The sequence below is a fragment of the Yersinia sp. Marseille-Q3913 genome (genome assembly GCF_963892745.1).
Lineage (GTDB): Bacteria > Pseudomonadota > Gammaproteobacteria > Enterobacterales > Enterobacteriaceae > Yersinia > Yersinia bercovieri.
Genome location: NZ_CAWQAF010000066.1, coordinates 91,022 through 117,247, shown reverse-complemented (window position 1 = coordinate 117,247; position 26,226 = coordinate 91,022). Strand labels below are relative to the sequence as shown.

Here is a 26,226-nt window from a genome sequence, read left to right as displayed (position 1 = left end):
GAACCTATACCCTTCGCATATGAAGTCGCAGGGTTATTTCACGCAGTATAACGGAAAAAAGACATGTTACAGGTATATCTCGTGCGTCATGGCGAAACCATTTGGAACGCGGAACGCCGTATTCAAGGCCAGTCAGACAGCCCGCTAACCGAGAACGGCATACGTCAGGCGTACTTGGTTGCACAACGGGTTCGCAGCCAAGGGATCACACATATTATTGCCAGTGATCTTGGGCGTACGCAGCAGACGGCAAAAATTATCGCCGATGCTTGCGGGCTAAAAATGGTGACAGATCCCCGTTTGCGCGAGCTGGATATGGGGGTGCTGGAAACACGTCCGATTGAGAGCTTAACAGCAGAAGAGGAGCAGTGGCGTAAGCAGATGGTCAATGGCACAGAAGGTGGCCGTATCCCTGAAGGGGAGTCGATGACAGAGCTGGGGCGGCGTATGCGTGCGGCGCTAGATAGCTGCCTTGAGTTACCTGCTGGCAGCAAACCGCTGTTAGTCAGCCATGGTATGGCGCTGGGGTGCTTGCTGAGTACGTTGCTTGGTTTACCCGCACATGCTGAACGGCGTCTACGTTTGCGCAACTGTTCGCTATCCCGTGCTGATTATCAGGAGAGCCCTTGGTTGGCTTCGGGGTGGGTGATTGAAAGTGCTGGCGATACCGCTCATTTGGATATGCCAGCACTTGATGAGCTACAGCGTTAACGCCGGATAGGAATGAGATATTCACATTTCAGCGAGGTCGGAGGCTGATCTTTTGGCCTCCCCTGCGGGAAGAATCGTTCGATATCATAGCCACGTCTACGGGTTAATCCTAACTGCGGCAAGCTGGTGCCATAGAGTGTCAGGATGAAGTTCTGTAAACCGTCCAGCGGCCCCTCGTAGCTAAACAGCACATATTCTCCACCCTGCAAGATAACCGCTTGCCCCTCCTGCACGTTACCCGGCACATGCTGTGGTTCGATGGCCGTGGTGTAGAAAATCTCTTGCTCATCATCTTTCTCCTGATTCGGTCGGGAGTGATGCAAGCCATAGAGTACTGGCGGCAGCTGATCGGCTTCACCCAGATACTGTTGCCAGAAATGGGTCCGCAATTCAGTGCGATAAGTCGATATCTGCTCAAGGGTACAGGAGTAGCTCTGGGTTAAACCGACCAGATGCTGCTCAGGTAAGGTGATGAATTCAGGTTCAGGCAGAGCATACACACCTAACCGGATCGGCGGACATATTCCCGCGGAATGCCAATCCTCAGCCCGACGATATAGCGCCGGTGTTTGCGCAAACTGTTTTTTAAACGCGCGGGTAAAGGTTTGCTGCGAATCAAAGCGATATTGCAGAGCAATATCCAGAATAGGGCGGCTGGTGAGTCGTAACGCGACAGCGGCTTTAGATAGCCTTCTTGCACGAATATAAGCACCGATAGCACTCCCGGTGACATCCTTGAACATTCGCTGCAAATGCCATTTTGAATAGCCTGCTTTAGCAGCGACATTGTCCAGTGCTAAAGGCTGGTCTAAATGACTTTCTAGCCAGCTGAGCAAATCACGAATGATACTGGCTTGATCCATAGATCTTCCTCGTAAAGCGGCCTAAATTTAGGGTGTTAATAGTATGGAAAGAATAACTCTGGCGCATAGTAGCAACTTTTTATGTTCCCGACTGCTTAAGAATTTCCTATCGTTATGTGTTAAAAAAGTATCTAAGATCGATAAAATGGTTTTTTAACGAATATTTTATTTTTGCTAAAAATAGTTAGCGTTGAATAACCTTATTCAACGGAATGGAGTAAGTGTATGAAAAAAAGTTGGATATTGCTTGGTTGTATACTTTCTTTGGGGGCAATTAGCGCCCATGCGGAGGAGATTGGTTCAGTCGATACGGTATTTAAGCTGCTGGGGCCGGATCATAAAATCGTGGTTGAAGCCTTCGATGACCCTGATGTTAAAAATGTAACTTGTTATATCAGCCGGGCAAAAACCGGTGGTATCAAAGGCGGGTTAGGGTTGGCGGAAGATACGTCTGACGCAGCAATATCTTGCCAGCAAGTGGGGCCGATAGAGCTAAGTGACAAGATTCGGAATAAGAAATCTGACGGTACGGTGGTTTTCCAGAAGCGGACTTCACTGGTATTTAAAAAGTTACAGGTGGTGCGTTTCTATGATCAAAAACGCAATGCGTTAATCTATCTGACCTATTCGGATCGTGTGGTTGATGGCTCACCGAAAAATGCTATCAGCGCAGTGCCGATTATGCCGTGGTAACTATCTGATTTAACAGGTTAGAGGCATAAAAAAGCCAGCATTTAAGCTGGCCTTTTTATCTTTGTGTGTTAGCGAAAGATTACTCTTCCAGATCACCACAAAAACGATAACCTTCGCCGTGGATAGTGGCGATGATTTCAGGCGTGTCCGGCGTAGATTCGAAATGCTTACGAATACGACGGATGGTCACGTCAACTGTACGGTCATGCGGTTTCAGCTCGCGACCGGTCATTTTCTTCAGCAATTCACCACGGGATTGAATTTTGCCCGGGTTTTCGCAGAAGTGCAGCATGGCGCGGAACTCACTACGTGGCAGCTTATAGTGCTCGCCAGCAGGGCTTATCAGTGAGCGGCTATTGATATCCAGCTCCCAGCCATTAAATTTATAGCTCTCAACCAAACGGCGCTCTTCGCCGACGCTACCCAGATTCATGGTACGAGACAGCAGGTTGCGTGCCCGAATAGTTAATTCGCGCGGATTGAAAGGTTTGGTGATGTAATCATCAGCGCCAATTTCCAGGCCAAGGATCTTATCTACTTCGTTATCACGACCGGTCAGGAACATCAGGGCAACACTGGCTTGTTCACGAAGTTCCCGTGCCAGCAGCAGGCCATTTTTGCCCGGCAGATTGATGTCCATGATAACTAAGTTAATATCATTCTCAGACAGAATGTGGTGCATTTCTGCGCCATCATTGGCTTCATGAACAACATAGCCTTCCGCCTCGAAAATGCTCTTCAGGGTGTTACGAGTAACTATCTCATCTTCTACGATCAGAATGTGCGGGGTCTGCATGTTTGCTACCTAAAATTGCCAACAAAATAGAAATAGGAAGTACAGAAGTCTTTGTTATATTAGGATTTTTATTGACTTGTTACTCGTCATCCCGTTCATCACATGACTAAAGTACGTAAACGCGTTCTTGATGCACTTTCCATCAACGTCAACAACATCACTAGCTTGGTCGGGGTGTTACTCCCTACAGCCCCAAAGGTGACAAAAGCGGCGCATATCCTAACCCTATTAACAGCAATATAACAGTGTGAGCCGAATCTACCACCCAACAAAACTACGCTTTGTTGACATATATCAAATTCAATTGTAGCACGTTAACACTTTTGTGAAAAAGACTTACAAGAATACCAGCTTAAGCGATGATGGGCTAAAATATGTGATCGATTCAGTGTAATTAATATTAAAAATTGATTGTCAGACGTAACAAAAAAAACACTTTTCTAATCTATTGATTTTTATTGTTTAAAATCAATATTCTTCCACCATGACGGCAATGAACCGATTTTTCTTGCCAGCGCGCTATTTCGCATAAAAGCATAAGAAGAATTATCGCCAATGTTAGCCAAATGTAAAGCAACAAGGGCCAGAGGCATTTTTTGCTACTTTTTAGAAAGCTAGTCTGAATAGCGAGTCAGAAAATGACTATTTCGTTGCTTTAAGCGGATTTTATCATAGAGCTGGTATCAATGGCCTGTCAGGGGGTTCTATCATTAAGTTGAAAAAAAATGTTAAAGTTAATAATAGCGATTAAAGTGAATATTTCAGTTTTATTATCTGGCTATTAACCATTATTTTTAATTGTATTGCCGGATAACCGCTGTAGGTTTAGAGGATTAACCCTGATGGAGTAGTAAGTCAATTAGGGCCATTAGATGAAAAAATTTGACTTCATAGGGCGATTGCTTTAACCAATAGAGGGAGAGCTTCATTTATGAGACAGACAGACGACATGCGATACATCAGCCTGATTACAACGATTATTACCACCACCGAAACCACAGGTTACGGGGCGGGCTGACGCGTACAGGAAACAACAGAAAAAAGCCCGCACCTAGACAGTGCGGGCTTTTTTTTTCAATCAAATCTTTGCAAAAAAAGTTTGCGATAAAAAAGCGCGAAAGCGGGAGAGAACCAGAAATGCGAGTGCTGAAATTTGGCGGGACATCAGTAGCAAATGCAGAACGCTTTATGCGTGTTGCCGATATCATTGAAAGTAATGTGCGTCAGGGACAAGTGGCTACGGTATTATCCGCGCCCGCTAAAATTACCAACCATCTGGTCGCGATGATCGACAAAATGGTCGCTGGGCAAGATATCTCGCCAAACATCAGTGATGCCGAGCGGATTTTTTCCGAACTATTGCGTGGGCTAGCAGATGCCCAACCGGGCTTTGACTATGAGCGTTTGAAAGCCTTGGTAGCCCATGAGTTTGCGCAACTCAAGCACGTTTTACACGGTATCTCCTTGCTGGGACAGTGTCCGGACGGCATCAATGCGGCTATCATTTGTCGTGGCGAAAAACTCTCCATTGTTATTATGGAAGCGTTATTCCAGGCGAAAGGTTATCAAGTCAGCGTGATTAATCCGGTCGAGAAACTGCTGGCTCAAGGCCACTATCTCGAATCCACGGTGGATATCACTGAATCGACTCGCCGTATTGGCTCCAGCAATATTCCTGCCGACCATATCATCCTGATGGCAGGGTTCACTGCCGGTAATGACAAAGGTGAGTTGGTGGTGTTGGGGCGTAATGGTTCCGACTACTCAGCCGCTGTACTGGCCGCCTGCTTGCGCGCGGACTGTTGTGAGATCTGGACTGATGTTGATGGGGTTTATACTTGCGACCCCCGTGTTGTCCCTGATGCGCGATTATTGAAATCGATGTCATATCAGGAGGCGATGGAGCTATCCTACTTTGGCGCTTCGGTTCTTCACCCCCGCACTATCGCCCCCATCGCCCAGTTCCAGATCCCTTGCCTGATAAAAAACACTGCTAACCCGCAAGCTCCCGGCACACTGATTGGCGGCGAGAGCAGTGACGACGGTTTCCCGGTAAAAGGCATCACCAACCTGAATAACATGGCGATGATTAACGTGTCAGGGCCGGGAATGAAAGGGATGGTCGGTATGGCTGCCCGCGTCTTTGCCGTGATGTCTCGCAGTGGTATCTCTGTGGTACTGATCACTCAGTCTTCTTCCGAATACAGCATCAGCTTCTGTGTGCCACAAGGGGAGCTTCTGCGCGCCCGTAAGGCACTGGAAGAGGAGTTTTATCTGGAACTTAAAGATGGCGTATTGGAGCCGCTGGATGTGATGGAGCATCTAGCGATTATCTCTGTCGTCGGCGACGGTATGCGCACCCTGCGTGGGATCTCAGCCCGCTTCTTCTCGGCGTTGGCCCGTGCCAACATCAATATCATTGCGATCGCTCAGGGTTCGTCCGAGCGCTCTATTTCGGTGGTGGTCAGTAATGAGGCGGCGACAACTGGCGTGCGTGTCTGTCACCAAATGCTGTTTAACACCGATCAAGTGATTGAAGTGTTCGTGATTGGTGTCGGCGGTGTGGGTGGGGCATTGATTGAGCAAATCTATCGCCAGCAACCATGGCTGAAACAGCGCCACATTGATCTGCGCGTTTGCGGCATCGCCAACTCCAAAGCCATGTTGACCAATGTGCATGGGATTGCGCTGGATAACTGGCGTCACGAATTGGCTGAAGTGCAGGAGCCGTTTAACCTGAGCCGCCTGATTCGCTTGGTGAAAGAGTATCACTTGCTCAATCCGGTGATTGTTGACTGCACCTCCAGCCAGGCCGTGGCGGATCAATATGCTGATTTCCTGGCAGATGGTTTCCATGTGGTCACGCCAAACAAGAAAGCCAACACTTCATCAATGAACTACTACCGCCAGATGCGCGCGGCGGCGGCAAAATCATGCCGTAAGTTCTTGTATGACACCAATGTCGGTGCGGGTTTGCCGGTGATCGAGAACTTACAGAATCTGCTCAATGCCGGTGACGAACTGATGCGCTTCTCTGGCATCCTGTCAGGATCGCTCTCCTTTATCTTCGGCAAACTGGACGAAGGGATGACATTATCAGAGGCCACATTGCAGGCCAAGGCGATGGGGTATACCGAGCCAGATCCACGGGATGACCTGTCTGGGATGGATGTTGCCCGTAAATTGTTGATCTTGGCCCGTGAAGCGGGGTACAAACTTGAACTGGCGGATATTGAGGTCGAGTCCGTGCTGCCAGCAAGTTTTGATGCTTCGGGTGACGTAAACAGCTTCCTGACACGTCTACCGTCATTGGACGCGGAGTTTACCCGTTTGGTGGCCAATGCCGCAGAGCAGGGGAAAGTGTTGCGCTATGTCGGGGCCATTGAGGACGGGCGTTGTAAAGTGCGGATGGATGCGGTTGATAGTAACGATCCACTGTATAAAGTTAAGAATGGTGAAAACGCATTGGCGTTCTATACCCGCTATTATCAGCCGATTCCGTTGGTATTACGCGGTTATGGCGCAGGTAATGACGTGACTGCTGCTGGGGTGTTTGCCGATCTTTTACGCACATTATCATGGAAGTTGGGAGTTTAAATATGGTTAAAATCTATGCTCCGGCATCGATTGGCAATGTCAGCGTCGGCTTTGATGTGCTGGGCGCGGCAGTGACACCGATAGACGGCACTCTGCTTGGCGATTGCGTCAGTGTGACTGCGGCTGATAGTTTTAGTCTGCGCAATGAAGGCCGCTTTGTCAGCAAACTGCCTGATGACCCAAAAGAGAATATCGTTTATCAATGTTGGGAGCGTTTTTGTCAGGAGATCGGCAAAACCATCCCTGTGGCAATGGTGCTGGAAAAGAACATGCCGATTGGTTCAGGGCTGGGTTCCAGTGCTTGCTCGGTGGTGGCTGGTTTGATGGCAATGAACGAATTCTGTGGCAAGCCGCTGGATGAAGTGACGCTGTTGGGGCTGATGGGCGAGTTAGAAGGGCGTGTCTCTGGAAGTGTCCATTTTGATAATGTCGCGCCCTGTTATTTGGGCGGGATGCAGCTAATTCTTGAGCAGGAAGGCTACATCAGCCAGAGCGTCCCAGGTTTTGACGACTGGTTGTGGGTGATGGCCTATCCGGGCATTAAAGTCTCAACGGCTGAGGCACGCGCCATTTTACCGGCACAATATCGCCGTCAGGATTGCATTGCACATGGGCGCAACCTAGCGGGATTCATTCATGCCTGCCATACGCAGCAGCCAGATTTAGCCGCCAAAATGATGAAAGATGTTATTGCGGAACCTTACCGCACCCAATTGCTGCCAGGCTTTGCGGCTGCACGACAAGCAGCACAGGATATCGGCGCGCTGGCCTGTGGCATTTCTGGCTCCGGCCCGACGCTGTTTGCTGTCTGTAACGACACTGAAACCGCGCAGCGCATGGCGAGCTGGTTACAAAATCACTACCTGCAAAACGATGAAGGTTTTGTTCATATTTGCCGTCTGGATACCGCAGGCGCACGACTACTGGGATAACGCATGAAACTGTATAACCTTAAAGATCACAACGAGCAGGTCAGCTTCTCGCAAGCGATCAAGCAGGGCCTGGGTAAGCAGCAGGGGCTTTTTTTCCCGCTGGAGTTGCCCGAATTTAACGTAACAGAGATTGACCAACTGCTAGATCTGGACTTTGTGACGCGCAGCAGCCGTATTTTGTCCGCTTTTATTGGCAGTGAAATTGCCCCTGAAGTGATGACCAAGCGCGTTCAGGCGGCCTTTGAGTTTCCGGCACCGATAGCGCAAGTTGAGAATGATATCGCCACACTGGAGCTGTTCCACGGCCCGACGTTGGCGTTTAAAGATTTTGGCGCTCGTTTTATGGCGCAAATGCTGGCCGAAGTCGCTGGCGACCAACCAGTGACCATCTTAACGGCGACCTCCGGTGATACTGGTGCGGCGGTGGCTCATGCTTTCTACGGCCTGAAAAATGTGCGTGTGGTTATCCTCTATCCACGCGGAAAAATCAGCCCGCTGCAAGAGAAATTGTTCTGCACGCTGGGGGGCAATATTCACACCGTGGCGATTGATGGCGATTTTGATGCCTGTCAGGCGCTGGTCAAGCAAGCTTTCGATGATGAAGAGTTAAAACAGGAACTGAGTCTTAACTCGGCGAACTCAATCAATATCAGCCGCTTACTGGCTCAGATTTGCTACTACTTTGAAGCGGTCGCCCAACTGCCACAAGAAGCGCGTAATCAACTGGTTATCTCTGTGCCAAGCGGTAACTTTGGTGATTTGACCGCAGGTCTGCTGGCTAAATCCTTAGGTTTACCGGTGAAGCGCTTTATCGCGGCCACCAATGCCAACGATACCGTGCCGCGTTTCTTGGTCAACGGCCAATGGCAGCCAAAATCCACGGTCGCGACCTTATCGAATGCCATGGATGTCAGCCAGCCGAATAACTGGCCGCGCGTGGAGGAGTTATATCGCCGTAAGGTCTGGCAGTTGAAGGATTTGGGCCACGGGGCGGTGAGTGATGAAGTGACAAAAGAGACTCTGCGCGAGCTGGCGAAACTGGGTTACATCTCAGAGCCTCACGCCGCTATTGCTTACCGTGTATTGCGTGATCAGTTGCAAGATGGTGAATTCGGGCTGTTCATTGGTACTGCACACCCGGCGAAGTTCAAAGAGAGTGTGGAAGCCATTTTGGGCCAGGAGTTACCTTTGCCAAAACCACTGGCGATACGGGCGCAATTACCGTTGCTATCCCATGATTTACCAGCAGATTTTGCGACAATGCGGGCGTTCTTAATGGCTCTACCAAAGTAATCTACCGCTAGTATAGAGGTGAAAGGGCCAGTTCAACTGATGGCCCTTTCAATTTTCAGTGCTGTTCAGCCCGCTTAAATACCAGCTCGTTTTTCGCTGACAGCCCTGCATCAAACTCATAACCTTCCAGATTAAAATCAACCAGTTGTTCAGGTTTGGTTAACTTATTCTGAATAATAAAACGACTCATCAAGCCACGGGCTTTCTTGGCGTAGAAACTGATGATTTTATATTTACCGTTTTTCTCATCTAAAAATACCGGCTTAATCAGTGAACCGGCTATTTTGGCCGTTTTTACGGCCTTGAAATACTCATCAGACGCCAGATTAATCAGCACGTTATCCCCTTGCTGTGCCAGCGCCTGATTCAGTTTTTCGGTTATCTGATCACCCCAAAATGTATAGAGATCTTTGCCCTGTGGATTCGCCAACTTAATGCCCATTTCCAGCCGATAGGGCTGCATCAAATCCAACGGGCGTAGCACGCCGTATAGGCCAGAGAGCATCCGTAAATGCTGTTGGGCGAAATCAAAATCGGCATCGCTAAAAGTCTGTGCCTGCATCCCAGTGTAGACATCACCTTTGAAGGCCAGAATGGCCTGACGGGCATTCTCTGGTGTGAAATCAGGCTGCCATTCACTGAAGCGAGCCGCATTTAAGCCCGCCAGTTTGTCGCTAATCCCCATTAGGCTGCTAATTTTAGCCGGCGTCAGCTCGCGGCAGATTTCGATAAGCGCTTGTGATTTATCCAACATTTCAGGTCGAGTGAACTTGTTGGTCGCTAATGGACTTTGATAATCGAGGGTTTTGGCTGGGGAGATAATAATAAGCATCACGGCATCCTATTTATACCCGTCATACTTCAAGCTGCATGTGCGCTGGCGGTCTTCGTTCACCCCAGTCACTTACTGATGTAAGCTCTTGGGGATTTGCTCAGTTGCCATCTTCCTGCCACTCGAATTACTTAGGGTATATCCAAATGGTACACTGTAGCAAAAAGCGCGCGTCAGCAAAAAGAAGATTGGACGATTGCTAAGATAGGTAGGCTGTTTCCTTTATCGGGGGTATAGTTTTTAAAGGATATATAGCTTAGCTAAATCGTCTCAGCATCACAATAATGGACGAATTTGCTATTAATTAGATGATTTCCAGCTGTTTTGAAAGGCGAAAACGGTTGCGAAGCGGAGAGCGCAAGGTTGCGCTTTTTTTAATCAGTTTAACTGCCTTGCACCGAAGCTTACGCATGTTATTATCAGAACAAGGCAGGGCTGCGCAATGCCAAAAGTTCATGCACAAACGACGAGAAACGACAACATGACCGATAAACTTACTTCCCTACGTCAAATCACCACTGTAGTCGCAGATACGGGGGATATCGCGGCAATGAAGCTGTATCAGCCGCAAGATGCAACCACCAACCCATCCCTTATTCTGAATGCCGCTCAAATTCCTGAATATCGCAAACTGATCGATGAAGCCATTGCTTGGGCGCGCGAACAAAGCAGCGATCATGCTCAGCAGATTGTCGACGCAACGGACAAACTGGCCGTCAATATTGGTTTGGAAATTCTGAAACTGATCCCAGGGCGTATTTCTACCGAAGTTGATGCGCGCCTCTCCTACGACACCGTTGCGAGCGTGGCAAAAGCTAAGCGCCTGATCAAATTGTATAACGAAGCGGGCATCAGCAATGAGCGCATCCTGATCAAACTGGCCTCTACCTGGCAGGGTATCCGTGCTGCAGAACAGCTGGAAAAAGAGGGCATCAACTGCAACCTGACACTGCTGTTCTCCTTTGCTCAAGCACGTGCTTGTGCTGAAGCGGGTGTGTTCCTGATCTCTCCGTTTGTTGGCCGTATTCTTGACTGGTACAAAGCCAATGGCGACAAAAAAGAGTTTGCACCAAACGAAGATCCAGGTGTGGTTTCAGTGACTGAGATCTACCAGTATTACAAACAACACGGTTATAAGACTGTGGTGATGGGCGCAAGTTTCCGTAATCTGGGCGAAATCATTGAATTGGCTGGCTGTGACCGCTTGACAATCGCCCCATCTCTGCTGAAAGAGCTGGCAGAAAGCGAAGGCCCGGTAGAGCGTAAACTCTCCTACACCGGTGAAGTTCAGCCGAAACCTACGCCACTGACTGAAGCTGAATTCTACTGGCAGCACAATCAGGACCCAATGGCGATTGATAAACTGGCTGACGGTATTCGCAAGTTTGCTATCGATCAGGGCAAACTTGAGAAAATGATCTCAGACCTGCTGTAATCTGAGCAGATCACGCGAGATTTGACGAAAAGGTGGCGTAAGCCGCCTTTTTTGTTGTCTACGGCTTATTCGCTCGAAAAGTTTACTCCCCGGGCCGCCACTGCAATCACTTTGGGTATGTTATCATTCGACCAGATAAAGGCATTTCGTTGAGGTAGTCGCATGAATACATTACGTATAGGCTTAGTCTCCGTCTCTGATCGGGCGTCGAGTGGGGTTTATCAGGATAAAGGCATTCCGGCGCTGGAAGAGTGGCTGGCAAGCGCGCTAACCACCCCCTTTGAAATAGAAACGCGCCTTATTCCTGACGAACAAACACTGATTGAACACACACTGTGTGAGTTAGTCGATGAAATGGGCTGTCATTTGGTGTTGACCACCGGAGGAACTGGCCCGGCAAGGCGCGATGTCACTCCTGATGCTACTCTGGCTATCGCCGATCGACAGATGCCAGGTTTTGGCGAGCAAATGCGTCAAATTAGTCTTCATTTTGTTCCTACCGCTATTTTATCCCGTCAGGTAGGGGTTATCCGCAAGCAGGCATTGATCATCAACTTACCGGGGCAGCCTAAATCGATTAAAGAGACGCTGGAAGGGGTGAAAGATACGCAATCTAACGTCATCGTCGCGGGGATTTTTGCCAGCGTGCCTTATTGCATTCAATTACTGGACGGACCTTATATCGAAACGAACAGCGCAGTAGTAGCAGCTTTTCGTCCTAAGAGTGCCATAATTGAAATAAAACGCTAAATTGAAAGTTTATACAGCATTAGATGTCATTGTGCGAGTGTGGGGAATTTTGTACGGTATAGTCATGTTTACTTTACAAAAAGCTGAAAATATTTTTCTTCCCCAACTCTGGTTTACTACGGTGTCATATGTCTCAAGAACACAACTCATCTCAAAGTGACTTATCCCAACATGATGTTGCTCAACAACATAATTATAATCGTCGGTTAAATAAGCAAGATTATAAAACCCTGACGCTGGCTGCATTAGGTGGGGCGCTAGAATTTTATGACTTTATTATTTTTGTCTTTTTTGCCGCGGTAATTGGCGACCTCTTCTTCCCGACGGATATGCCTGAATGGCTGCGTCAGGTACAGACATTCGGTATTTTCGCCGCTGGCTACCTGGCCCGCCCACTCGGCGGCATCATCATGGCGCATTTTGGTGACTTGGTTGGCCGTAAGAAGATGTTTACTCTCAGTATTCTATTGATGGCACTGCCAACGCTGGCGATCGGTATGCTGCCGACTTACGCCTCTATCGGCATCGCCGCACCACTGCTGTTGCTCCTTATGCGCGTGTTGCAAGGGGCGGCAATTGGTGGTGAAGTCCCCGGTGCCTGGGTCTTTGTGGCGGAGCATGTACCGCGCCGACGTATCGGGATTGCCTGTGGCACCTTAACTGCTGGTTTAACGGCGGGGATCTTACTGGGGTCGCTGGTTGCAACGGCAATGAACACCTCGTTGAGTCATCAGGCTATTTTGGATGGTGGCTGGCGTGTGCCGTTCTTCCTCGGTGGGATCTTTGGTCTGTTCGCCATGTATTTGCGCCGCTGGTTGCAGGAGACACCTATCTTTAAAGAGATGCAGGCGCGCAAAGCCTTGGCTGAAGAGTTGCCACTGAAATCCGTGGTGGTCAATTACAAAAAAGAGGTGGTTGTTTCGATGCTACTCACCTGGCTACTTTCTGCCGGTATTGTGGTGGTTATCCTGATGACCCCGACTTATTTACAGAAACAGTTCGGTGTATTACCCGCGCTGGCACTGCAGGCGAACAGTTTAGCGATTGTTGCACTGGTTTGTGGTTGCGTGATTGCCGGTCTTGCCATCGACCGTTTCGGTGCCAGTAAAACCTTTATTGTCGGCAGCCTAATGTTGGCTCTATCAACATGGTCGTTCTACCACACCAATTTAACTGATCCGACCCAGCTGTTTACCCATTATATGATGGCGGGCTTTTGTGTCGGGATTGTCGGGGCGGTGCCCTATGTGATGGTGCGCGCTTTCCCAGCAGAGGTTCGCTTCACCGGGATTTCATTTTCTTATAATGTGGCTTACGCCATATTCGGCGGCCTGACACCTATTTTGGTAACCCTATTGATGAAGGTAACTCCTATGGCGCCAGCATATTATATGTTGCTGCTATCGCTAGTAGGATTGTTGCTCGGGGTATATCTGCGTAACGATATTAACAGCGAAGTTAAAATCAACATGACGAAGAAGGTAATGAGCTAACTAAGTTATCACTCATTAAAGCTAAGTCGCCTTGAAAAATAGCCCATAATGTGATCAAACGTTATGGGCTTTTGTTTTAGTTATGCCCATTAGAATTCTGATTTAAAGGTAAATCCGACCTTTTGTTTGACGCGTGCTGAGGGTTGGGAGATCACTTCAGAAAATAGTGTGCTGGCACCTTCCTGCTGTAAATATCGCGCTAATTCGTTAACGGCAGCTGTTCCCGCCCCTCTTACGGTTCCTTCACTATTTGGTGTTAAGATATAGTCTGGCTGTGTTGCAGAAGCGACCAGCTCTACTTGGTTTCTATTATTGAAACGATCCGCCAGAACAATCGCGATAATATCTCCCCGGAATCTGACAACGACATAAATTTCACCAGGGCGCTTAATTATCAATCTGCGGTGAATTATCCCGGTCACAATATGCCCTGCATGAAGGGTCTTACTTAATTGCACAGTCATATCGGGATCAGCATCGAGATCAACAATATGAGTTCCTTGATATTGTTGCCCCCATTGCTCAATAATCTCAATGAGTTTTGCTCGTAAGGCTCGATTTCTTTCAATTTCCGCATCTGATAGTTTCTCTGCTTCTTCGTGAGAGGGGGTGGTAATTATCTCTATTTCAAAATCTGACTGAGATTGCGCAACTAACTGACCATCTTCAATAACCATAGGTGTTGTTGGCTTATAGACATATGTTTCTAATAGCAGCTCATAAACGCCCAGTGGTAGCTGTTCTACATGGGCAGGCATGTCATCAGAAGAGTAATAAAAGCTATAGGACAAATAACTTAATTGGGCATAATCAAATGCGGTCTTAATATCACTAAGGGCGTTGCCAGCGCTTCTGTCTGCGATTTTCTCTTTTACAGCTGTACTGAATCGTTTTTCTATTTCTGCATCTTCTACTACCGCACCTGTATCCCCTGTTTTTATAATTGAATCTATAACTTTGCTAAAATACTCGGAATTCCAGGTTCGTAGATCGTTGCCAAATAACAGAGTAAAATCAGTCATGATCTCTAACGTCCAATCAATACAAGGGGGTCTTATTTGGCGTGGTAAACGTGGGTTCATTAACGAGTAGATCGATGCCATACAAGTTTTTGCCACTGCGGGTAGGCTCAATGATTGCCGATGATTTGTACTATCGATATAACTTAGCATCATATAATTTTCAACGGGCTCATCACTGTTTTTTTCTGTTGATGTCTCTTCTTTTGATAACTCAGCTTTGAGTGGAAGACTATCTCCGGCAATATGCAATGTTTTTTCTTTTGTATTACTATCAAAGTACTCTTTGGCACTGAATATGATTCTATCAAGTTGTCGACACGAACCTTGAGTAATATAGTTATAGATATTGAGAAAAGGCGTAAATGAACATATTATCTTACTCGTTTCAGATAAATCTCTTTTCTCCCAATGTTGCTCACCAGTATCGGCGGTCAGTATAGATCTGTTTAATATCAATGGGCCATTACTATTGTGATTCCCGATGATTATTTTTGGTTCTATACCAAAAGGTTCTTGCCACTTGAATGAGATAATAGGTGATATATCTACTAACTGTTTTTCTAACGTCTTAATATATTGAAATTGTACGATGTTATTATTTAACTGTATGATAAAAGCAAGTTCATCTGCATTGTCTCTGTATTCAAAGATAAATTCATTGAAAATGTTATAATCGGCAAAAATGATGCCTTTTTTATTAATACTAATACTTGGTCCGTTCATCAAATTAATACTATAGCCATCGCCATCCCCACTAGTTTTATTATCAAAGACAAGTAGGATTTGTTTATTAACCAAACGGTTGTCATCCCAGTATTTACCGAAGGATTCAGGTATTTTTATTTCGTATGCTTCTAATATAATACAGTTTTGATTGCAATTGAGTTTGTTGTTTTTTGATACTCTTATGCTACTTATCTCATTGTTCATTCCTATAATACCTAATTCCTTAGCTCTAATACTTTCTGTTAATGAAAAAAATGGTGGGTTGAAATTATCATTTTTATATATCTTAGCCATCATACCTGATGGGATTTTTATTGAGTTTACACTGTCATTATCAATGATCGGTGAAGGGTAGGCTGAATGGAATAATTTTTTATACTCAAGATATAAATCTACTTCCTGACCGGGATGTAAACAAGTGCTCTCACCTTGATACTCGTCATCCATATAGAAACAGACGTTGTCATCATATGGGTAGGCTGATTTCGATAGTGCCAATATAATGCAGGCTAATAGTTTAGTTGCTATTTTCATAAGCATCCCCTTAACTGCGTTAATTAAAATTGGACTTATTATTATCTGAGCTTTGGGATTATATGAGATATTGTGAAATTCACCTTATCTATTTTTAAATCATTCTTGATGATAATATTATGCTGTGTCTTTTGTGGTGGTATATATTAAAAAGATAATTCTATTTACATAATATATAATTATAGTATTAAGGGGGCTTTAATTATGAATAGTAAAACACACTGAATATTAGATACTCTCTGATATTCAGTGTGTTGTTAAGCCTAAAACTTTTGCTAATGTTGCAATTAAATCACTGGTTGCACTTGTAAACTTTGGCTTGGCTCACCAATTGGCAGTACGGTACGGCCATATTGTTCGTTCAGAACTTCAGCCATTGCCAGATAAATTGCACTGGCACCGCAAATAATGCCTTCGAAGCCAGCAAAGACCAGCAACGAATGGTTACCAGTGAAATTGCCCACGGCCAGTAGTGCAAATAGCAGTGTCAGACTGCCGAAAACAAACTGTAAGGCACGGTTAGCAGGTAAGGTGCCGAAGAACATAAACAGCGTGAAGATACCCCACAGACCTAAATAAACGCCGAGAAACTGTGCGTCAGTGGCCTCCGCCAGACCCATTTTAGGTAACATCAGCAAGCCAACCAGACTCAACCAGAATGCGCCATATGAGGTAAAGGCGGTTGCGGCAAAAGTATTCCCCTTTTTGTACTCCAATAAGCCGGCTAAAATTTGTGCCAGGCCGCCGTAAAAAATCCCCATACTCAGAATGACAGAGGTCAGGGGAAAGAAGCCTGCGTTGTGCAGGTTAAGCAAGACGGTAGTCATCCCAAAGCCCATTAGGCCTAATGGGCCAGGATTCGCCAACTTGGTGGTGTTCATAAGTCCTCTGCAAATTTGGTATAATTATTTAAATAAATATAAAGCGCCTGAATGACCAAAAAGTGGTCTATTCCGTCAGTGCGCGCGGCATCATAATGATCCGCGCGGTAGGAAACAATGATCTTGAGGGTGATAAAAAGTAATTTTTTTTCATCTCCCCCCTTGATGCTGCGTTTCCTGGCCCCATCTTATTCCCAACCGCAGGAGCTAATCGTGGATCAGCGGAGACATGCATCAACAGAATGTTGGGCGTGAAAACATTGATTAAGAAAATACGGGCAGTTGAAAATAAGCAATCCGCCCACATATAGATTAGTAACTTGACCGAATATGACTTTTTAGTGGAGGCGTTTTAGATGGGTAAAATTATTGGTATCGACTTGGGTACTACCAACTCTTGTGTAGCTATTATGGATGGCACAAAAGCGCGTGTGCTGGAGAACAGCGAAGGTGACCGTACTACACCTTCTATCATCGCTTATACCCAAGATGGTGAAATTCTGGTTGGTCAACCTGCTAAACGTCAGGCTATCACTAACCCACAAAATACACTGTTTGCTATCAAACGTTTGATTGGCCGTCGTTTCCAGGATGAAGAAGCACAGCGTGATAAGGACATCATGCCGTACAAAATCGTGGCAGCTGACAATGGTGATGCCTGGATTGAAGTTAAAGGCCAGAAAGTTGCACCACCGCAGATCTCTGCTGAAGTGCTGAAGAAAATGAAGAAAACAGCTGAAGATTTTCTGGGTGAGCCCGTCACTGAAGCTGTTATCACTGTACCGGCGTACTTCAACGATGCTCAGCGTCAGGCAACGAAAGATGCGGGCCGTATCGCAGGTCTGGAAGTAAAACGTATCATCAACGAACCGACTGCTGCGGCTCTGGCCTACGGTCTGGACAAAGAGATGGGTAACCGCACTATCGCGGTTTATGACCTCGGTGGTGGTACTTTCGATATCTCTATTATCGAAATCGATGATGTTGATGGCGAAAAAACCTTCGAAGTTCTGGCAACCAATGGTGATACCCACTTGGGTGGTGAAGACTTCGATAGCCGCCTGATCAACTATTTGGTTGATGAGTTCAAGAAAGACCAAGGTATGGATCTGCGTACCGATCCACTGGCAATGCAGCGCCTGAAAGAAGCCGCTGAAAAAGCAAAAATTGAGCTCTCTTCAGCTCAACAGACCGACGTTAACCTGCCGTACATCACGGCTGATGGTAGCGGTCCAAAACATATGAACATCAAAGTGACCCGCGCTAAACTGGAGTCACTGGTAGAAGATTTGGTCAACCGTTCTATTGAACCACTGAAAGTGGCTCTGCAGGATGCTGGCTTGTCTGTTTCCGATATTCAGGATGTTATCCTGGTGGGTGGTCAGACTCGTATGCCAATGGTTCAGAAGAAAGTAGCTGATTTCTTCGGTAAAGAACCACGTAAAGACGTGAACCCAGATGAAGCTGTAGCGATTGGTGCGGCAGTGCAGGGTGGTGTTCTGTCTGGTGAAGTGAAAGACGTTCTGTTGTTGGACGTGACTCCACTGTCACTGGGTATTGAAACTATGGGTGGTGTAATGACGCCGCTTATCACCAAAAACACCACTATCCCAACTAAGCACAGCCAGGTGTTCTCTACTGCAGAAGACAACCAGTCTGCGGTAACCATCCATGTGCTACAGGGTGAGCGTAAACGTGCTCAGGATAACAAGTCTCTGGGTCAGTTCAATCTGGATGGTATTCAGGCGGCACCTCGTGGTATGGCGCAAATCGAAGTGACCTTTGATATCGACGCCGATGGTATTTTACATGTGTCTGCTAAAGACAAAAATACCGGTCGCGAGCAGAAGATCACCATCAAGGCATCTTCTGGTTTGAACGAAGAAGAGATCCAGAAAATGGTGCGCGATGCGGAAGCTAACGCAGAAGCTGACCGTAAGTTTGAAGAGCTGGTACAGACCCGCAACCAAGCTGACCATCTGATTCACGGTACACGTAAACAGTTGGAAGAAGCCGGTGACAAACTGCCAGCAGAAGATAAAACTGCAATCGAAGATGCTTTGAAAGCGCTGGAAGCTGCTCTGAAAAGTGAAGACAAAGCTGAAATCGAAGCAAAAACTCAGGCTCTGGTGCAGGTTTCTGGCAAATTGCTGGAGATGGCTCAGCAGCAGCAAGCTGCCGCAGGCGGTGATGCTGGTGATACCAGTGCCAAGAAAGAAGACGACGTTGTAGACGCCGAATTCGAAGAAGTAAAAGACAAAAAATAATCGCCCTTAAGCGGGCACAGCAGTGGTAGGCCTTACTGTTGCTGGAAACCAGCACGGGCGTCGAGGAAACTCTACGCCCGTGCACGCATGTTAAGGGTAGGAAAATAAGAGAATGGCGAAGAGAGATTATTACGAGGTTCTGGGTGTTCAAAAGAACGCCGATGAACGTGAAATCAAAAAGGCCTATAAACGCCTGGCAGTAAAGTATCATCCGGACCGTAATCAGGACGAGAACGATACCGGCGAAAACTTTAAGGAAGTTAAAGAAGCCTACGAAATTCTGACCGACCCACAAAAACGCGCAGCATATGATCAGTATGGTCATGCCGCTTTCGAACAAGGTGGCATGGGCGGCGGCGGTTTCGGTGGGGGTGGCGGTGCTGATTTTAGCGATATCTTTGGTGATGTTTTCGGCGATATATTTGGTGGTGGGCGTCGTCAGCGTGCATCCCGTGGTTCGGATCTGCGCTACAACATGGATCTGACACTGGAAGAAGCGGTACGCGGTGTAACTAAAGAGATCCGCATCCCAACGCTAAATGAGTGTGACGTTTGCCATGGTAGCGGTGCTAAACCGGGAAGCTCTCCGGTCACCTGTTCGACTTGCCGTGGTGCGGGCCAGGTGCATATGCGCCAAGGGTTCTTTACCGTACAGCAGGCATGTCCTACTTGTCATGGTAATGGCCAAATCATTAAAGATCCCTGCAACAAGTGTCATGGGCATGGTCGCGTTGAGAAATCAAAAACGCTGTCGGTTAAGATCCCGGCGGGTGTTGATACCGGTGACCGCATTCGCTTAACGGGCGAAGGTGAAGCGGGTGAGCACGGTGCACCAGCAGGCGATTTATATGTTCAGGTGCAAGTCAAAGCGCACCCAATCTTCGAGCGCGAAGGCAACAATCTGTATTGCGAAGTGCCAATTAACTTTGCCATGGCAGCCTTGGGTGGCGAGATTGAAGTTCCAACGCTAGATGGTCGCGTTAAGCTGAAAGTGCCTGCGGAAACCCAGACTGGCAAGCTGTTCCGTATGCGTGGCAAAGGTGTTAAATCCGTTCGTGGCGGGAGTCAAGGTGATTTGTTATGCCGCGTCGTGGTTGAAACACCAGTCCATCTGAGCGAAAAGCAGAAACAGCTACTGCGCGAACTGGAGGAGAGTTTTGTCGGCGCTGCGGGTGAGAAAAATAGCCCCCGCTCTAAAAGCTTCCTCGATGGCGTGAAAAAATTCTTTGATGATTTAACCCGTTAATAAATAGCTTAGCCTGTGAGTTATGCAGCTTAAGCCACCAACAGCACAATGCCGATCAATTAAGGATGAGCCAAAAGCTCCTTAGTTGGTCGGCATTGTGCTTTATGGCTGGTTTTTATTTATTGTCTTATTTGATGCTGAAATCGATTCGATTAAGTTATTTGTCATGATGTGTTGCCGCAGTGCGGTAAGTTGATTTGGCCATCTGTCGCCATAAGTGACAGCACATTTGGTTGGCTCAGTGCCCGGTAGATTAGTTTGCAAAGTGTTTTTTGCAGTTCCAGAACTTAGTACGACTAAGTAATTTAACTTAATAATAAATTGACTTTCCACGAATTGATTCACTCTGCTATCTGTACTTAATTGATTTATCCTGATTATTTATTTCTTGCTATTAATATAATTTAATTTAAAAACTATATGCAATTCCTTCATGCTTAACTCTTCACTTAATTTAAAATTTATCTGCTTATATTATGTTTTTCATAAGTGACAGAATATATGTCATTGCTGTTATTAATGTATGTGATATTAACTAATGTGGTCGTGGTTTTTATTAGTTCAGTTAAATCAATCTGATAAGCTATTTTTAAAGATAAATACAGTGCAGTGTAAATATTAAAATATAAATGTAAATAAAAAACCACAACAGTTATGTTAATCTGTTTAATACCTAATTTGAGTTATTATTTATTTTGACAATAATTATATGCCGAGCAAGTTATCTACCCTATCTGTCATAAGCAGAGGGCTGGTCTGCTCGGAAATGTTGATTGTCACTCTTGCTTAATACTCTATTAGAGGCATTGTTAGCATGATAACTAATAAGAATTTTACACATGAAAATGAAACAGCTGCATTATATTTAATGGATTTACTCATGGGTTACAGCTATCAGGCATCACTTCGTGCTGTGGCCCTTTTGGGGGTAGCTGATCATCTTTTAGATGGGCCAAAAACAGCGCAGGAACTGGCGCAGGAACTGGGTGTTGATGCGCTACCCTTACATCGGGTGATGCGGCTATTAGCGACACGAGATATTTTTAAAGAGATAGATGGGCAGCGATTTATGCTCACTCCGGTGGCAGAGTGCCTCTGCAAATCATCTTCTTATTCACTTCGTCAGGCAGCAATAATGATAACGGATGAAACATTCTGGCGTCCTGCGGGGATCATTGCAGAAAGTGTTCGCGGCCACTCCGCTTTTAAGAAGATATTTAACACTTCTTTCTTCGAATATTGGTCACGGCCTGAAAATCACACCGAGGAAAATGATTTTCACGCTGGCATGTCATCGATGTCAGAAGTGGAAAATCCTTGTCTGGTGCGCAGCTATGATTTCCCGAAAAATGCGACCGTAGTTGATGTGGCAGGGGGCATGGGGGGATTGTTGCTAAGGGTGTTGCAGGCCAATCCAACACTGCATGGTATTTTATTTGATAGGGAACCGGTGCTGCAACGAACCCGCCTTGGTGAATTAGGGGATGATTCCCGCTGGAGACTCCAACCCGGTAGTTTCTTTGAGTCATGCCCACCGGCTGATTTTTATTTACTGAAATATATCGTCCATGACTGGCCTGATGAAAAAGCGACAGAAATACTGCGAAATTGTCGTAAGGCGATGCTGCCAAATGGGAAAGTGCTGATCATGGACACCCTCATTCAGGAAGATAATCAACCTCATTTCGGCAAAAGCATGGATATCCTGATGCTGGGCAGTTTTGATGGCGGGAGAGAGCGTACAGAAGTTGAGCTGAAAGAGTTGCTAGCTAATGCCGACTTGAAAATAAACCGCATTATTGACACCGGCACTTATCTGACGATTGTTGAGGCTGTTGCGTGTTAATGATTGGTGTATGAGCTACCACACTCCAGATGCAGCTATCTTTTAAGCCCACATTTTATTACTGGTGGGCTTTTTTTTCTCTATTACGTACATATATCAGCAGAGACTTTGCGCTTTAGCCGCAAATTAATGTGATTGATATTACAAATAGATCGATAATTCCGAGTAATAATTGCTATAAAAACGACTTTTTACGAGCTAATAATTAGCCTAGAATTTATAAATCATTTGCCAGCCACTCTGACTGGTTTTTCTGTCCGATGTAGGGAGTATTCATTGTGACAAACATGATTCGTCAATTTTTGCGCCAAGAGGCTGCGGGTGGCTTGATTTTAATCTTTGCCGCCATCGTGGCCCTATTTATGGCTAACACCCCGCTACAAGGGATTTACCAATCATTTCTTGATGTGCCGGTATCCGTAAAAATTGCGTCGCTGGATATCAGTAAGCCGCTATTGCTGTGGATTAACGATGGCTTAATGGCGGTATTCTTTCTTGTTGTTGGCTTGGAAGTTAAGCGCGAGCTGATGGAAGGCTCATTGGCAGGCCGCGATAAAGCGGTTTTCCCTGCGATTGCAGCATTGGGCGGTATGTTGGCACCTGCTCTGATCTATTTGCTATTTAATGGGGCGGATGAAGTGACCCGCCAAGGTTGGGCAATTCCGGCCGCAACAGATATCGCGTTTGCCCTTGGGGTCATGGCACTCTTGGGTAACCGAGTACCGACCAGCTTGAAAGTGTTTTTACTGGCACTGGCAATTATTGATGATCTGGGTGTCATCATTATTATTGCGCTGTTTTATACCCATGAGGTTTCAGTGCAAGCCTTGGGGATCGCCGCTGCGGCCATTGCGCTGCTAGGCTACATGAACTGGCGTGGCGTCGGGAAAACCTCTGCCTATTTACTGGTGGGGTTGATACTGTGGGTCTGCATTCTCAAGTCAGGTGTACATGCAACCTTAGCCGGAGTCATTGTTGGCTTTATGATCCCGCTGCATACCAAAGATAAGCATTCACCTTCGGAATCGTTGGAACATGGTTTGCATCCGTGGGTTGCTTATTTGATTCTGCCACTATTTGCTTTTGCCAACGCCGGGGTCTCGCTACAGGGTGTTTCTCTCTCCGGGCTGACATCGTTACTGCCTCTGGGGATTGCGAGTGGTCTATTTATTGGTAAGCCACTGGGGATTTTCATCTTTAGTTGGCTCGCGGTTAAGTTAGGGATTGCTAAACTGCCTGATGCGATAAACTTTAAGCAGATTTTCGCCGTTTCAGTGCTCTGTGGTATCGGCTTTACAATGTCGATATTTATTGCTTCACTGGCGTTTGAAGGCGCGGATCTTGCTCTGACCACCTATTCCAAACTGGGGATATTGCTAGGTTCGACCGCTGCAGCGATTGTGGGTTACAGCTTGTTGCGCCTGGTGTTACCGGCGAATAAAAAAAACGGCTAAAGAGTTCAATGTAATAGCTACCCAATGTATTGGTATTGCCGATGTCAGACAAAGGCATCGGCAGTTTTACTTGATGGAATTCCTGGCTCACAGTCTGTGAAGTCTAAAACAGGGAGTGTTTTATCGTGCATGGGGCCCTATATCTGGCTTCGCGATATGTTAAGGAGATAACAACATGCGAGTGTCACATATCAATTTCAATCATCTTTACTATTTTTGGCAGGTCTGCAAAGAAGGCTCCGTTGTGGGAGCTGCTGGCGCATTATTTCTGACGCCACAAACCATTACCGGCCAAATTAAAGCCTTGGAAGAGCGGCTGGGCGGTAAATTGTTTAAGCGCCAGGGGCGAGGCTTAGTGCCGTCGGAGTTGGGGCAGTTGGTCTTCCGCTATGCCGATAAAATGTTCATGCTCAGTCATGAAATGCTGGATATTGTTAACTATCGCAAAGAGTCCAATCTGCTCTTCGACGTGGGTGTTGCCGATGCTTTATCCAAGCGCTTGGTGAGCCAGGTGCTGGAAACGGCGGTAGTTGATAATGAAAAAATTCATCTGCGTTGTTTCGAATCGACCCATGAGATGCTGCTTGAGCAGTTAAGCCAGCATAAGTTGGATATGATCCTGTCAGATTGCCCAGTAGATTCTAGTCAGCAAGAGGGGTTATTTTCGGTCAAACTTGGCGAATGTAGTGTGAGTTTTTATTGTCGTCAACCCATCCCAGATTTACCTTTCCCTGCCTGTTTGCAACAAAAACGTCTGTTGATCCCCGGCCGCCGTTCAATGCTCGGGCGCAAATTGCTGAACTGGATTAACAGCAAAGGGCTGCAAGTCGAAATTTTGGGGGAGTTTGATGATGCGGCGCTGATGAATGCTTTTGCTATCTATAACAATGCCATTTTCGTTGCACCCACAATTTACGCTGCTGATACCTATGCCAAAGATGATCAAATTGTTGAAATTGGCCGGCTGGATAATGTGCAAGAAGAGTATTACGTCATTTTTGCCGAGCGAATGATCCAACATCCTGCAGTACAGCGGGTATGTAATAAGGATTTTTCAGCACTTTTTACCGGCTAATGAATGGTTTTGGTGATTGAGTGGCTAAAATATGTGCGGTTTGGTGATGGGCATTATTGTTCTGCTGGCGGTGAGGTAGTGAAAAAAGTGGGATGATAGCCAAACGATGGACATAAAAAAACCGGCCTAGGCCGGTCTTTTTACTAAGCAACCAACATAATGCATTACTGCATTGCGTTGATTTGCGCGACTAAGTTTGACTTATGACGTGCTGCTTTGTTTTTGTGGATCAGACCTTTACAGGACTGACGATCCACGATTGGTTGCATTTCATTAAATGCTTTTTGCGCTGCGTCTTTATCGCCAGCTGCAATTGCCGCATACACCTTCTTAATGAAGGTACGCACCATTGAGCGACGGCTAGCGTTATGCTTGCGGCGTTTCTCAGACTGTACGGCGCGTTTCTTAGCTGATTTGATATTAGCCAAGGTCCAACTCCCAAATATATTCTATTGAGGACAATTCAAAGGCCGAGGAATATGCCCTTTTAGCCTTCGTTTGTCAATGGATTTGTGCAAATAAGCGCCGTTTGTACGGGCGGCACTTGCTACGTTGTGATGGAGCGGGATTTTACCAGCTTCGCGCTGTGGAATACAGTCTTTCGAAAGAAAATTCCACAGTTCACTGCCTCGAAGGGATTCGACGGTGGTTCTTGTAAAAATCTCAGCCTGCTTCTGTATTCAACGGCGAGCGTATTCTACAGGATAAAGTCAGTAAAAGGGATTTTACCTGCATAATATTGGCAAAATGGTATGACTTTCGATTAAAGGTGCCAATCGCGGGTTAACCTTAACCGCTGTACAAGGTATAATCCGGCGATTTCCACTGTTTTGAGCCAGCTATGGAGCTAATTCGCGGTATACATAATATCCGGGCACGCCACCATGGTTGCGTGCTAACTATCGGTAACTTTGATGGTGTCCATCGCGGACATCAAGCCTTATTGGAGCAGTTAAAGCGTGAAGGTCAGCGTTTAGAGCTGCCCGTTATGGTCATGATATTTGAACCGCAACCACTGGAATTGTTTGCAGCGGATAAAGCACCAGCACGGCTGACGCGCTTGCGTGATAAAGCTCGATATCTGGCCGGAGCGGGTGTTGACTATTTATTGTGCGTTAAATTTGATCCGCGTTTTGCAGCGAATACTGCGCAAGCTTTCGTTGCTCAGTTGCTGGTAGAGAAGTTGGGTGTTAAGTTTTTAACGGTTGGCGATGATTTCCGCTTTGGCGCAGAGCGTCAGGGGGATTTTCAGCTGTTACAACAGGCGGGGGCTGAATTTGGCTTTGATGTCATCAGCACTGACAGCTTCTGTGACAGCGGGTTGCGCATTAGCAGCACCGCGATTCGTCAGGCGCTTCATGACGACGATCTGGTGCAGGCTGAGGTGTTACTTGGTCACCCGTACAGTATTTCTGGCCGTGTGGTTCACGGTGATGAACTGGGGCGGACGATTGGCTTCCCCACGGCGAATTTGCCGTTAAAACGTTTAGTCGCTCCAGTAAAAGGAGTGTATGCGGTTGATGTTTATGGCTTGGGTCCAGAGCCATTACCCGGTGTTGCCAATATTGGCACCCGGCCTACTGTTGCCGGTGTTCGCCAGCAGCTAGAGGTTCATCTGCTTGATGTCACAATGGATCTTTATGGGCGTCATATTGATGTGGTGCTCCGCGCAAAACTGCGCAATGAACAGCGTTTTGCTTCGCTCGATGCCCTGAAGCAGCAAATCGCCAATGATGTGGTGACGGCCCGAATATTTTTCGGGCTAAAGACACCGGTTTAA

The 26,226-nt window shown here is 46.6% G+C and carries 22 protein-coding genes and 1 other annotated feature; of the genes, 16 read left to right on the top strand and 6 right to left on the bottom strand.

All coding sequences use genetic code 11. The features are described from left to right. Nucleotides 1-63: 63 nt before the first annotated feature. Nucleotides 64-711 carry a 2,3-diphosphoglycerate-dependent phosphoglycerate mutase GpmB gene (gpmB, locus tag AACW11_RS17730; protein ID WP_212584986.1) on the top strand — a complete coding sequence of 216 codons (648 nt, stop codon included), beginning with the start codon at nucleotides 64-66 and terminating at the stop codon, nucleotides 709-711. Here the strand turns inward: gpmB and robA are convergent. Then, the gene (gene robA, locus AACW11_RS17725) at nucleotides 708-1,574 is read right to left on the bottom strand and encodes an MDR efflux pump AcrAB transcriptional activator RobA (protein ID WP_212584985.1); all 867 of its coding nucleotides are present in this window, start codon (nucleotides 1,572-1,574) and stop codon (nucleotides 708-710) included. The genes gpmB and robA overlap by 4 nt on opposite strands. A 225-nt stretch (nucleotides 1,575-1,799) precedes the next feature. Here robA and creA point away from each other — a divergent pair, with 225 nt between their 5' ends. Beyond that, nucleotides 1,800-2,267, top strand: coding sequence for a protein CreA (gene creA / locus AACW11_RS17720; protein ID WP_212584984.1), 468 nt, complete (start codon nucleotides 1,800-1,802; stop codon nucleotides 2,265-2,267). 79 nt (nucleotides 2,268-2,346) lie between these two features. On the opposite strand, the gene arcA is transcribed toward creA, so the two are convergent. Then, nucleotides 2,347-3,063, bottom strand: a complete 717-nt coding sequence (arcA, locus tag AACW11_RS17715) for a two-component system response regulator ArcA (protein ID WP_004706052.1) — start codon at nucleotides 3,061-3,063, stop codon at nucleotides 2,347-2,349. 102 nt (nucleotides 3,064-3,165) lie between these two features. On the opposite strand from arcA, the gene AACW11_RS17710 reads away from it, so the two are divergent. From AACW11_RS17710 to thrC, 5 genes are all read left to right on the top strand, one after another. Then, nucleotides 3,166-3,306: a hypothetical protein gene (locus tag AACW11_RS17710; RefSeq protein WP_004706054.1), complete on the top strand. Its 141-nt coding sequence runs from the start codon at nucleotides 3,166-3,168 to the stop codon at nucleotides 3,304-3,306. A 688-nt stretch (nucleotides 3,307-3,994) separates the two neighbouring features. Then, nucleotides 3,995-4,081: a thr operon leader peptide gene (gene thrL, locus AACW11_RS17705; RefSeq protein WP_071822419.1), complete on the top strand. Its 87-nt coding sequence runs from the start codon at nucleotides 3,995-3,997 to the stop codon at nucleotides 4,079-4,081. Further along, nucleotides 4,020-4,138, top strand: a sequence feature (Thr leader region). Its footprint overlaps the gene before it by 62 nt. A gap of 62 nt (nucleotides 4,139-4,200) precedes the next feature. Further along, nucleotides 4,201-6,660, top strand: a complete 2,460-nt coding sequence (gene thrA, locus AACW11_RS17700; protein WP_212584983.1) for a bifunctional aspartate kinase/homoserine dehydrogenase I — start codon at nucleotides 4,201-4,203, stop codon at nucleotides 6,658-6,660. A 2-nt stretch (nucleotides 6,661-6,662) separates the two neighbouring features. Further along, a complete protein-coding gene (gene thrB, locus AACW11_RS17695) occupies nucleotides 6,663-7,592 on the top strand; it encodes a homoserine kinase (protein ID WP_212584982.1) in 930 nt (309 codons plus the stop codon). Between the two features lie 3 nt (nucleotides 7,593-7,595). Next, nucleotides 7,596-8,885 carry a threonine synthase gene (gene thrC / locus AACW11_RS17690; RefSeq protein ID WP_212584981.1) on the top strand — a complete coding sequence of 430 codons (1,290 nt, stop codon included), beginning with the start codon at nucleotides 7,596-7,598 and terminating at the stop codon, nucleotides 8,883-8,885. Between the two features lie 55 nt (nucleotides 8,886-8,940). Here thrC and yaaA read toward each other — a convergent pair whose 3' ends face one another. Further along, nucleotides 8,941-9,717 (bottom strand): peroxide stress protein YaaA, encoded by a 777-nt coding sequence (gene yaaA, locus AACW11_RS17685; protein WP_212584980.1) that lies wholly within the window; start codon nucleotides 9,715-9,717, stop codon nucleotides 8,941-8,943. Nucleotides 9,718-10,198: 481 nt separating this feature from the next. Between yaaA and tal the strand changes: the two genes are divergently transcribed. The 3 genes from tal to AACW11_RS17670 all read left to right on the top strand — a co-directional run bounded on the left by tal (nucleotide 10,199) and on the right by AACW11_RS17670 (nucleotide 13,395). Beyond that, entirely contained in the window at nucleotides 10,199-11,152 is a 954-nt protein-coding gene (gene tal, locus AACW11_RS17680; protein WP_212584979.1) for a transaldolase, read from the top strand. Nucleotides 11,153-11,314: 162 nt separating this feature from the next. Then, nucleotides 11,315-11,902, top strand: a complete 588-nt coding sequence (gene mog / locus AACW11_RS17675) for a molybdopterin adenylyltransferase (protein WP_212584978.1) — start codon at nucleotides 11,315-11,317, stop codon at nucleotides 11,900-11,902. Nucleotides 11,903-12,030: 128 nt separating this feature from the next. After that, on the top strand, nucleotides 12,031-13,395 hold the full coding sequence (locus AACW11_RS17670) for an MFS transporter (protein WP_212584977.1): 1,365 nt from the start codon (nucleotides 12,031-12,033) through the stop codon (nucleotides 13,393-13,395). Between the two features lie 89 nt (nucleotides 13,396-13,484). On the opposite strand, the gene AACW11_RS17665 is transcribed toward AACW11_RS17670, so the two are convergent. Beyond that, nucleotides 13,485-15,677, bottom strand: a complete 2,193-nt coding sequence (locus AACW11_RS17665; RefSeq protein ID WP_249192775.1) for a GNAT family N-acetyltransferase — start codon at nucleotides 15,675-15,677, stop codon at nucleotides 13,485-13,487. A gap of 287 nt (nucleotides 15,678-15,964) precedes the next feature. Continuing rightward, nucleotides 15,965-16,558 carry an acetate uptake transporter gene (satP, locus tag AACW11_RS17660; protein ID WP_212584976.1) on the bottom strand — a complete coding sequence of 198 codons (594 nt, stop codon included), beginning with the start codon at nucleotides 16,556-16,558 and terminating at the stop codon, nucleotides 15,965-15,967. Between the two features lie 356 nt (nucleotides 16,559-16,914). Here satP and dnaK point away from each other — a divergent pair, with 356 nt between their 5' ends. The 5 genes from dnaK (at nucleotide 16,915) to nhaR (ending at nucleotide 24,446) form a co-directional block, all read left to right on the top strand. Further along, a complete protein-coding gene (gene dnaK, locus AACW11_RS17655) occupies nucleotides 16,915-18,825 on the top strand; it encodes a molecular chaperone DnaK (RefSeq protein ID WP_212584975.1) in 1,911 nt (636 codons plus the stop codon). 112 nt (nucleotides 18,826-18,937) lie between these two features. Further along, complete coding sequence (gene dnaJ / locus AACW11_RS17650) at nucleotides 18,938-20,071, top strand: molecular chaperone DnaJ (protein WP_004875371.1); 1,134 nt, start codon at nucleotides 18,938-18,940, stop codon at nucleotides 20,069-20,071. A gap of 814 nt (nucleotides 20,072-20,885) precedes the next feature. After that, nucleotides 20,886-21,917 (top strand): methyltransferase, encoded by a 1,032-nt coding sequence (locus tag AACW11_RS17645; protein ID WP_212584974.1) that lies wholly within the window; start codon nucleotides 20,886-20,888, stop codon nucleotides 21,915-21,917. A 278-nt stretch (nucleotides 21,918-22,195) separates the two neighbouring features. Continuing rightward, nucleotides 22,196-23,371, top strand: a complete 1,176-nt coding sequence (nhaA, locus tag AACW11_RS17640; protein WP_212584973.1) for a Na+/H+ antiporter NhaA — start codon at nucleotides 22,196-22,198, stop codon at nucleotides 23,369-23,371. Nucleotides 23,372-23,546: 175 nt separating this feature from the next. After that, on the top strand, nucleotides 23,547-24,446 hold the full coding sequence (gene nhaR / locus AACW11_RS17635) for a transcriptional activator NhaR (protein ID WP_212584972.1): 900 nt from the start codon (nucleotides 23,547-23,549) through the stop codon (nucleotides 24,444-24,446). 164 nt (nucleotides 24,447-24,610) lie between these two features. Here nhaR and rpsT read toward each other — a convergent pair whose 3' ends face one another. Next, nucleotides 24,611-24,874: a 30S ribosomal protein S20 gene (rpsT, locus tag AACW11_RS17630; RefSeq protein ID WP_002220715.1), complete on the bottom strand. Its 264-nt coding sequence runs from the start codon at nucleotides 24,872-24,874 to the stop codon at nucleotides 24,611-24,613. 413 nt (nucleotides 24,875-25,287) lie between these two features. On the opposite strand from rpsT, the gene ribF reads away from it, so the two are divergent. Beyond that, on the top strand, nucleotides 25,288-26,226 hold the full coding sequence (ribF, locus tag AACW11_RS17625; protein WP_212584971.1) for a bifunctional riboflavin kinase/FAD synthetase: 939 nt from the start codon (nucleotides 25,288-25,290) through the stop codon (nucleotides 26,224-26,226).

Coding starts and splice junctions, on each gene's coding strand:
- AACW11_RS17710 (WP_004706054.1), top strand. CDS start 3,166: ATGACTAAAGTACGTAAACGCGTTCTTGATGCACTTTCCATCAACGTC.
- dnaJ (WP_004875371.1), top strand. CDS start 18,938: ATGGCGAAGAGAGATTATTACGAGGTTCTGGGTGTTCAAAAGAACGCC.
- thrL (WP_071822419.1), top strand. CDS start 3,995: ATGAGACAGACAGACGACATGCGATACATCAGCCTGATTACAACGATT.
- arcA (WP_004706052.1), bottom strand. CDS start 3,063: ATGCAGACCCCGCACATTCTGATCGTAGAAGATGAGATAGTTACTCGT.
- robA (WP_212584985.1), bottom strand. CDS start 1,574: ATGGATCAAGCCAGTATCATTCGTGATTTGCTCAGCTGGCTAGAAAGT.
- dnaK (WP_212584975.1), top strand. CDS start 16,915: ATGGGTAAAATTATTGGTATCGACTTGGGTACTACCAACTCTTGTGTA.
- thrC (WP_212584981.1), top strand. CDS start 7,596: ATGAAACTGTATAACCTTAAAGATCACAACGAGCAGGTCAGCTTCTCG.
- ribF (WP_212584971.1), top strand. CDS start 25,288: ATGGAGCTAATTCGCGGTATACATAATATCCGGGCACGCCACCATGGT.
- creA (WP_212584984.1), top strand. CDS start 1,800: ATGAAAAAAAGTTGGATATTGCTTGGTTGTATACTTTCTTTGGGGGCA.
- tal (WP_212584979.1), top strand. CDS start 10,199: ATGACCGATAAACTTACTTCCCTACGTCAAATCACCACTGTAGTCGCA.
- satP (WP_212584976.1), bottom strand. CDS start 16,558: ATGAACACCACCAAGTTGGCGAATCCTGGCCCATTAGGCCTAATGGGC.
- gpmB (WP_212584986.1), top strand. CDS start 64: ATGTTACAGGTATATCTCGTGCGTCATGGCGAAACCATTTGGAACGCG.
- mog (WP_212584978.1), top strand. CDS start 11,315: ATGAATACATTACGTATAGGCTTAGTCTCCGTCTCTGATCGGGCGTCG.
- AACW11_RS17665 (WP_249192775.1), bottom strand. CDS start 15,677: ATGAAAATAGCAACTAAACTATTAGCCTGCATTATATTGGCACTATCG.
- thrB (WP_212584982.1), top strand. CDS start 6,663: ATGGTTAAAATCTATGCTCCGGCATCGATTGGCAATGTCAGCGTCGGC.
- AACW11_RS17645 (WP_212584974.1), top strand. CDS start 20,886: ATGATAACTAATAAGAATTTTACACATGAAAATGAAACAGCTGCATTA.
- nhaR (WP_212584972.1), top strand. CDS start 23,547: ATGCGAGTGTCACATATCAATTTCAATCATCTTTACTATTTTTGGCAG.
- AACW11_RS17670 (WP_212584977.1), top strand. CDS start 12,031: ATGTCTCAAGAACACAACTCATCTCAAAGTGACTTATCCCAACATGAT.
- yaaA (WP_212584980.1), bottom strand. CDS start 9,717: ATGCTTATTATTATCTCCCCAGCCAAAACCCTCGATTATCAAAGTCCA.
- thrA (WP_212584983.1), top strand. CDS start 4,201: ATGCGAGTGCTGAAATTTGGCGGGACATCAGTAGCAAATGCAGAACGC.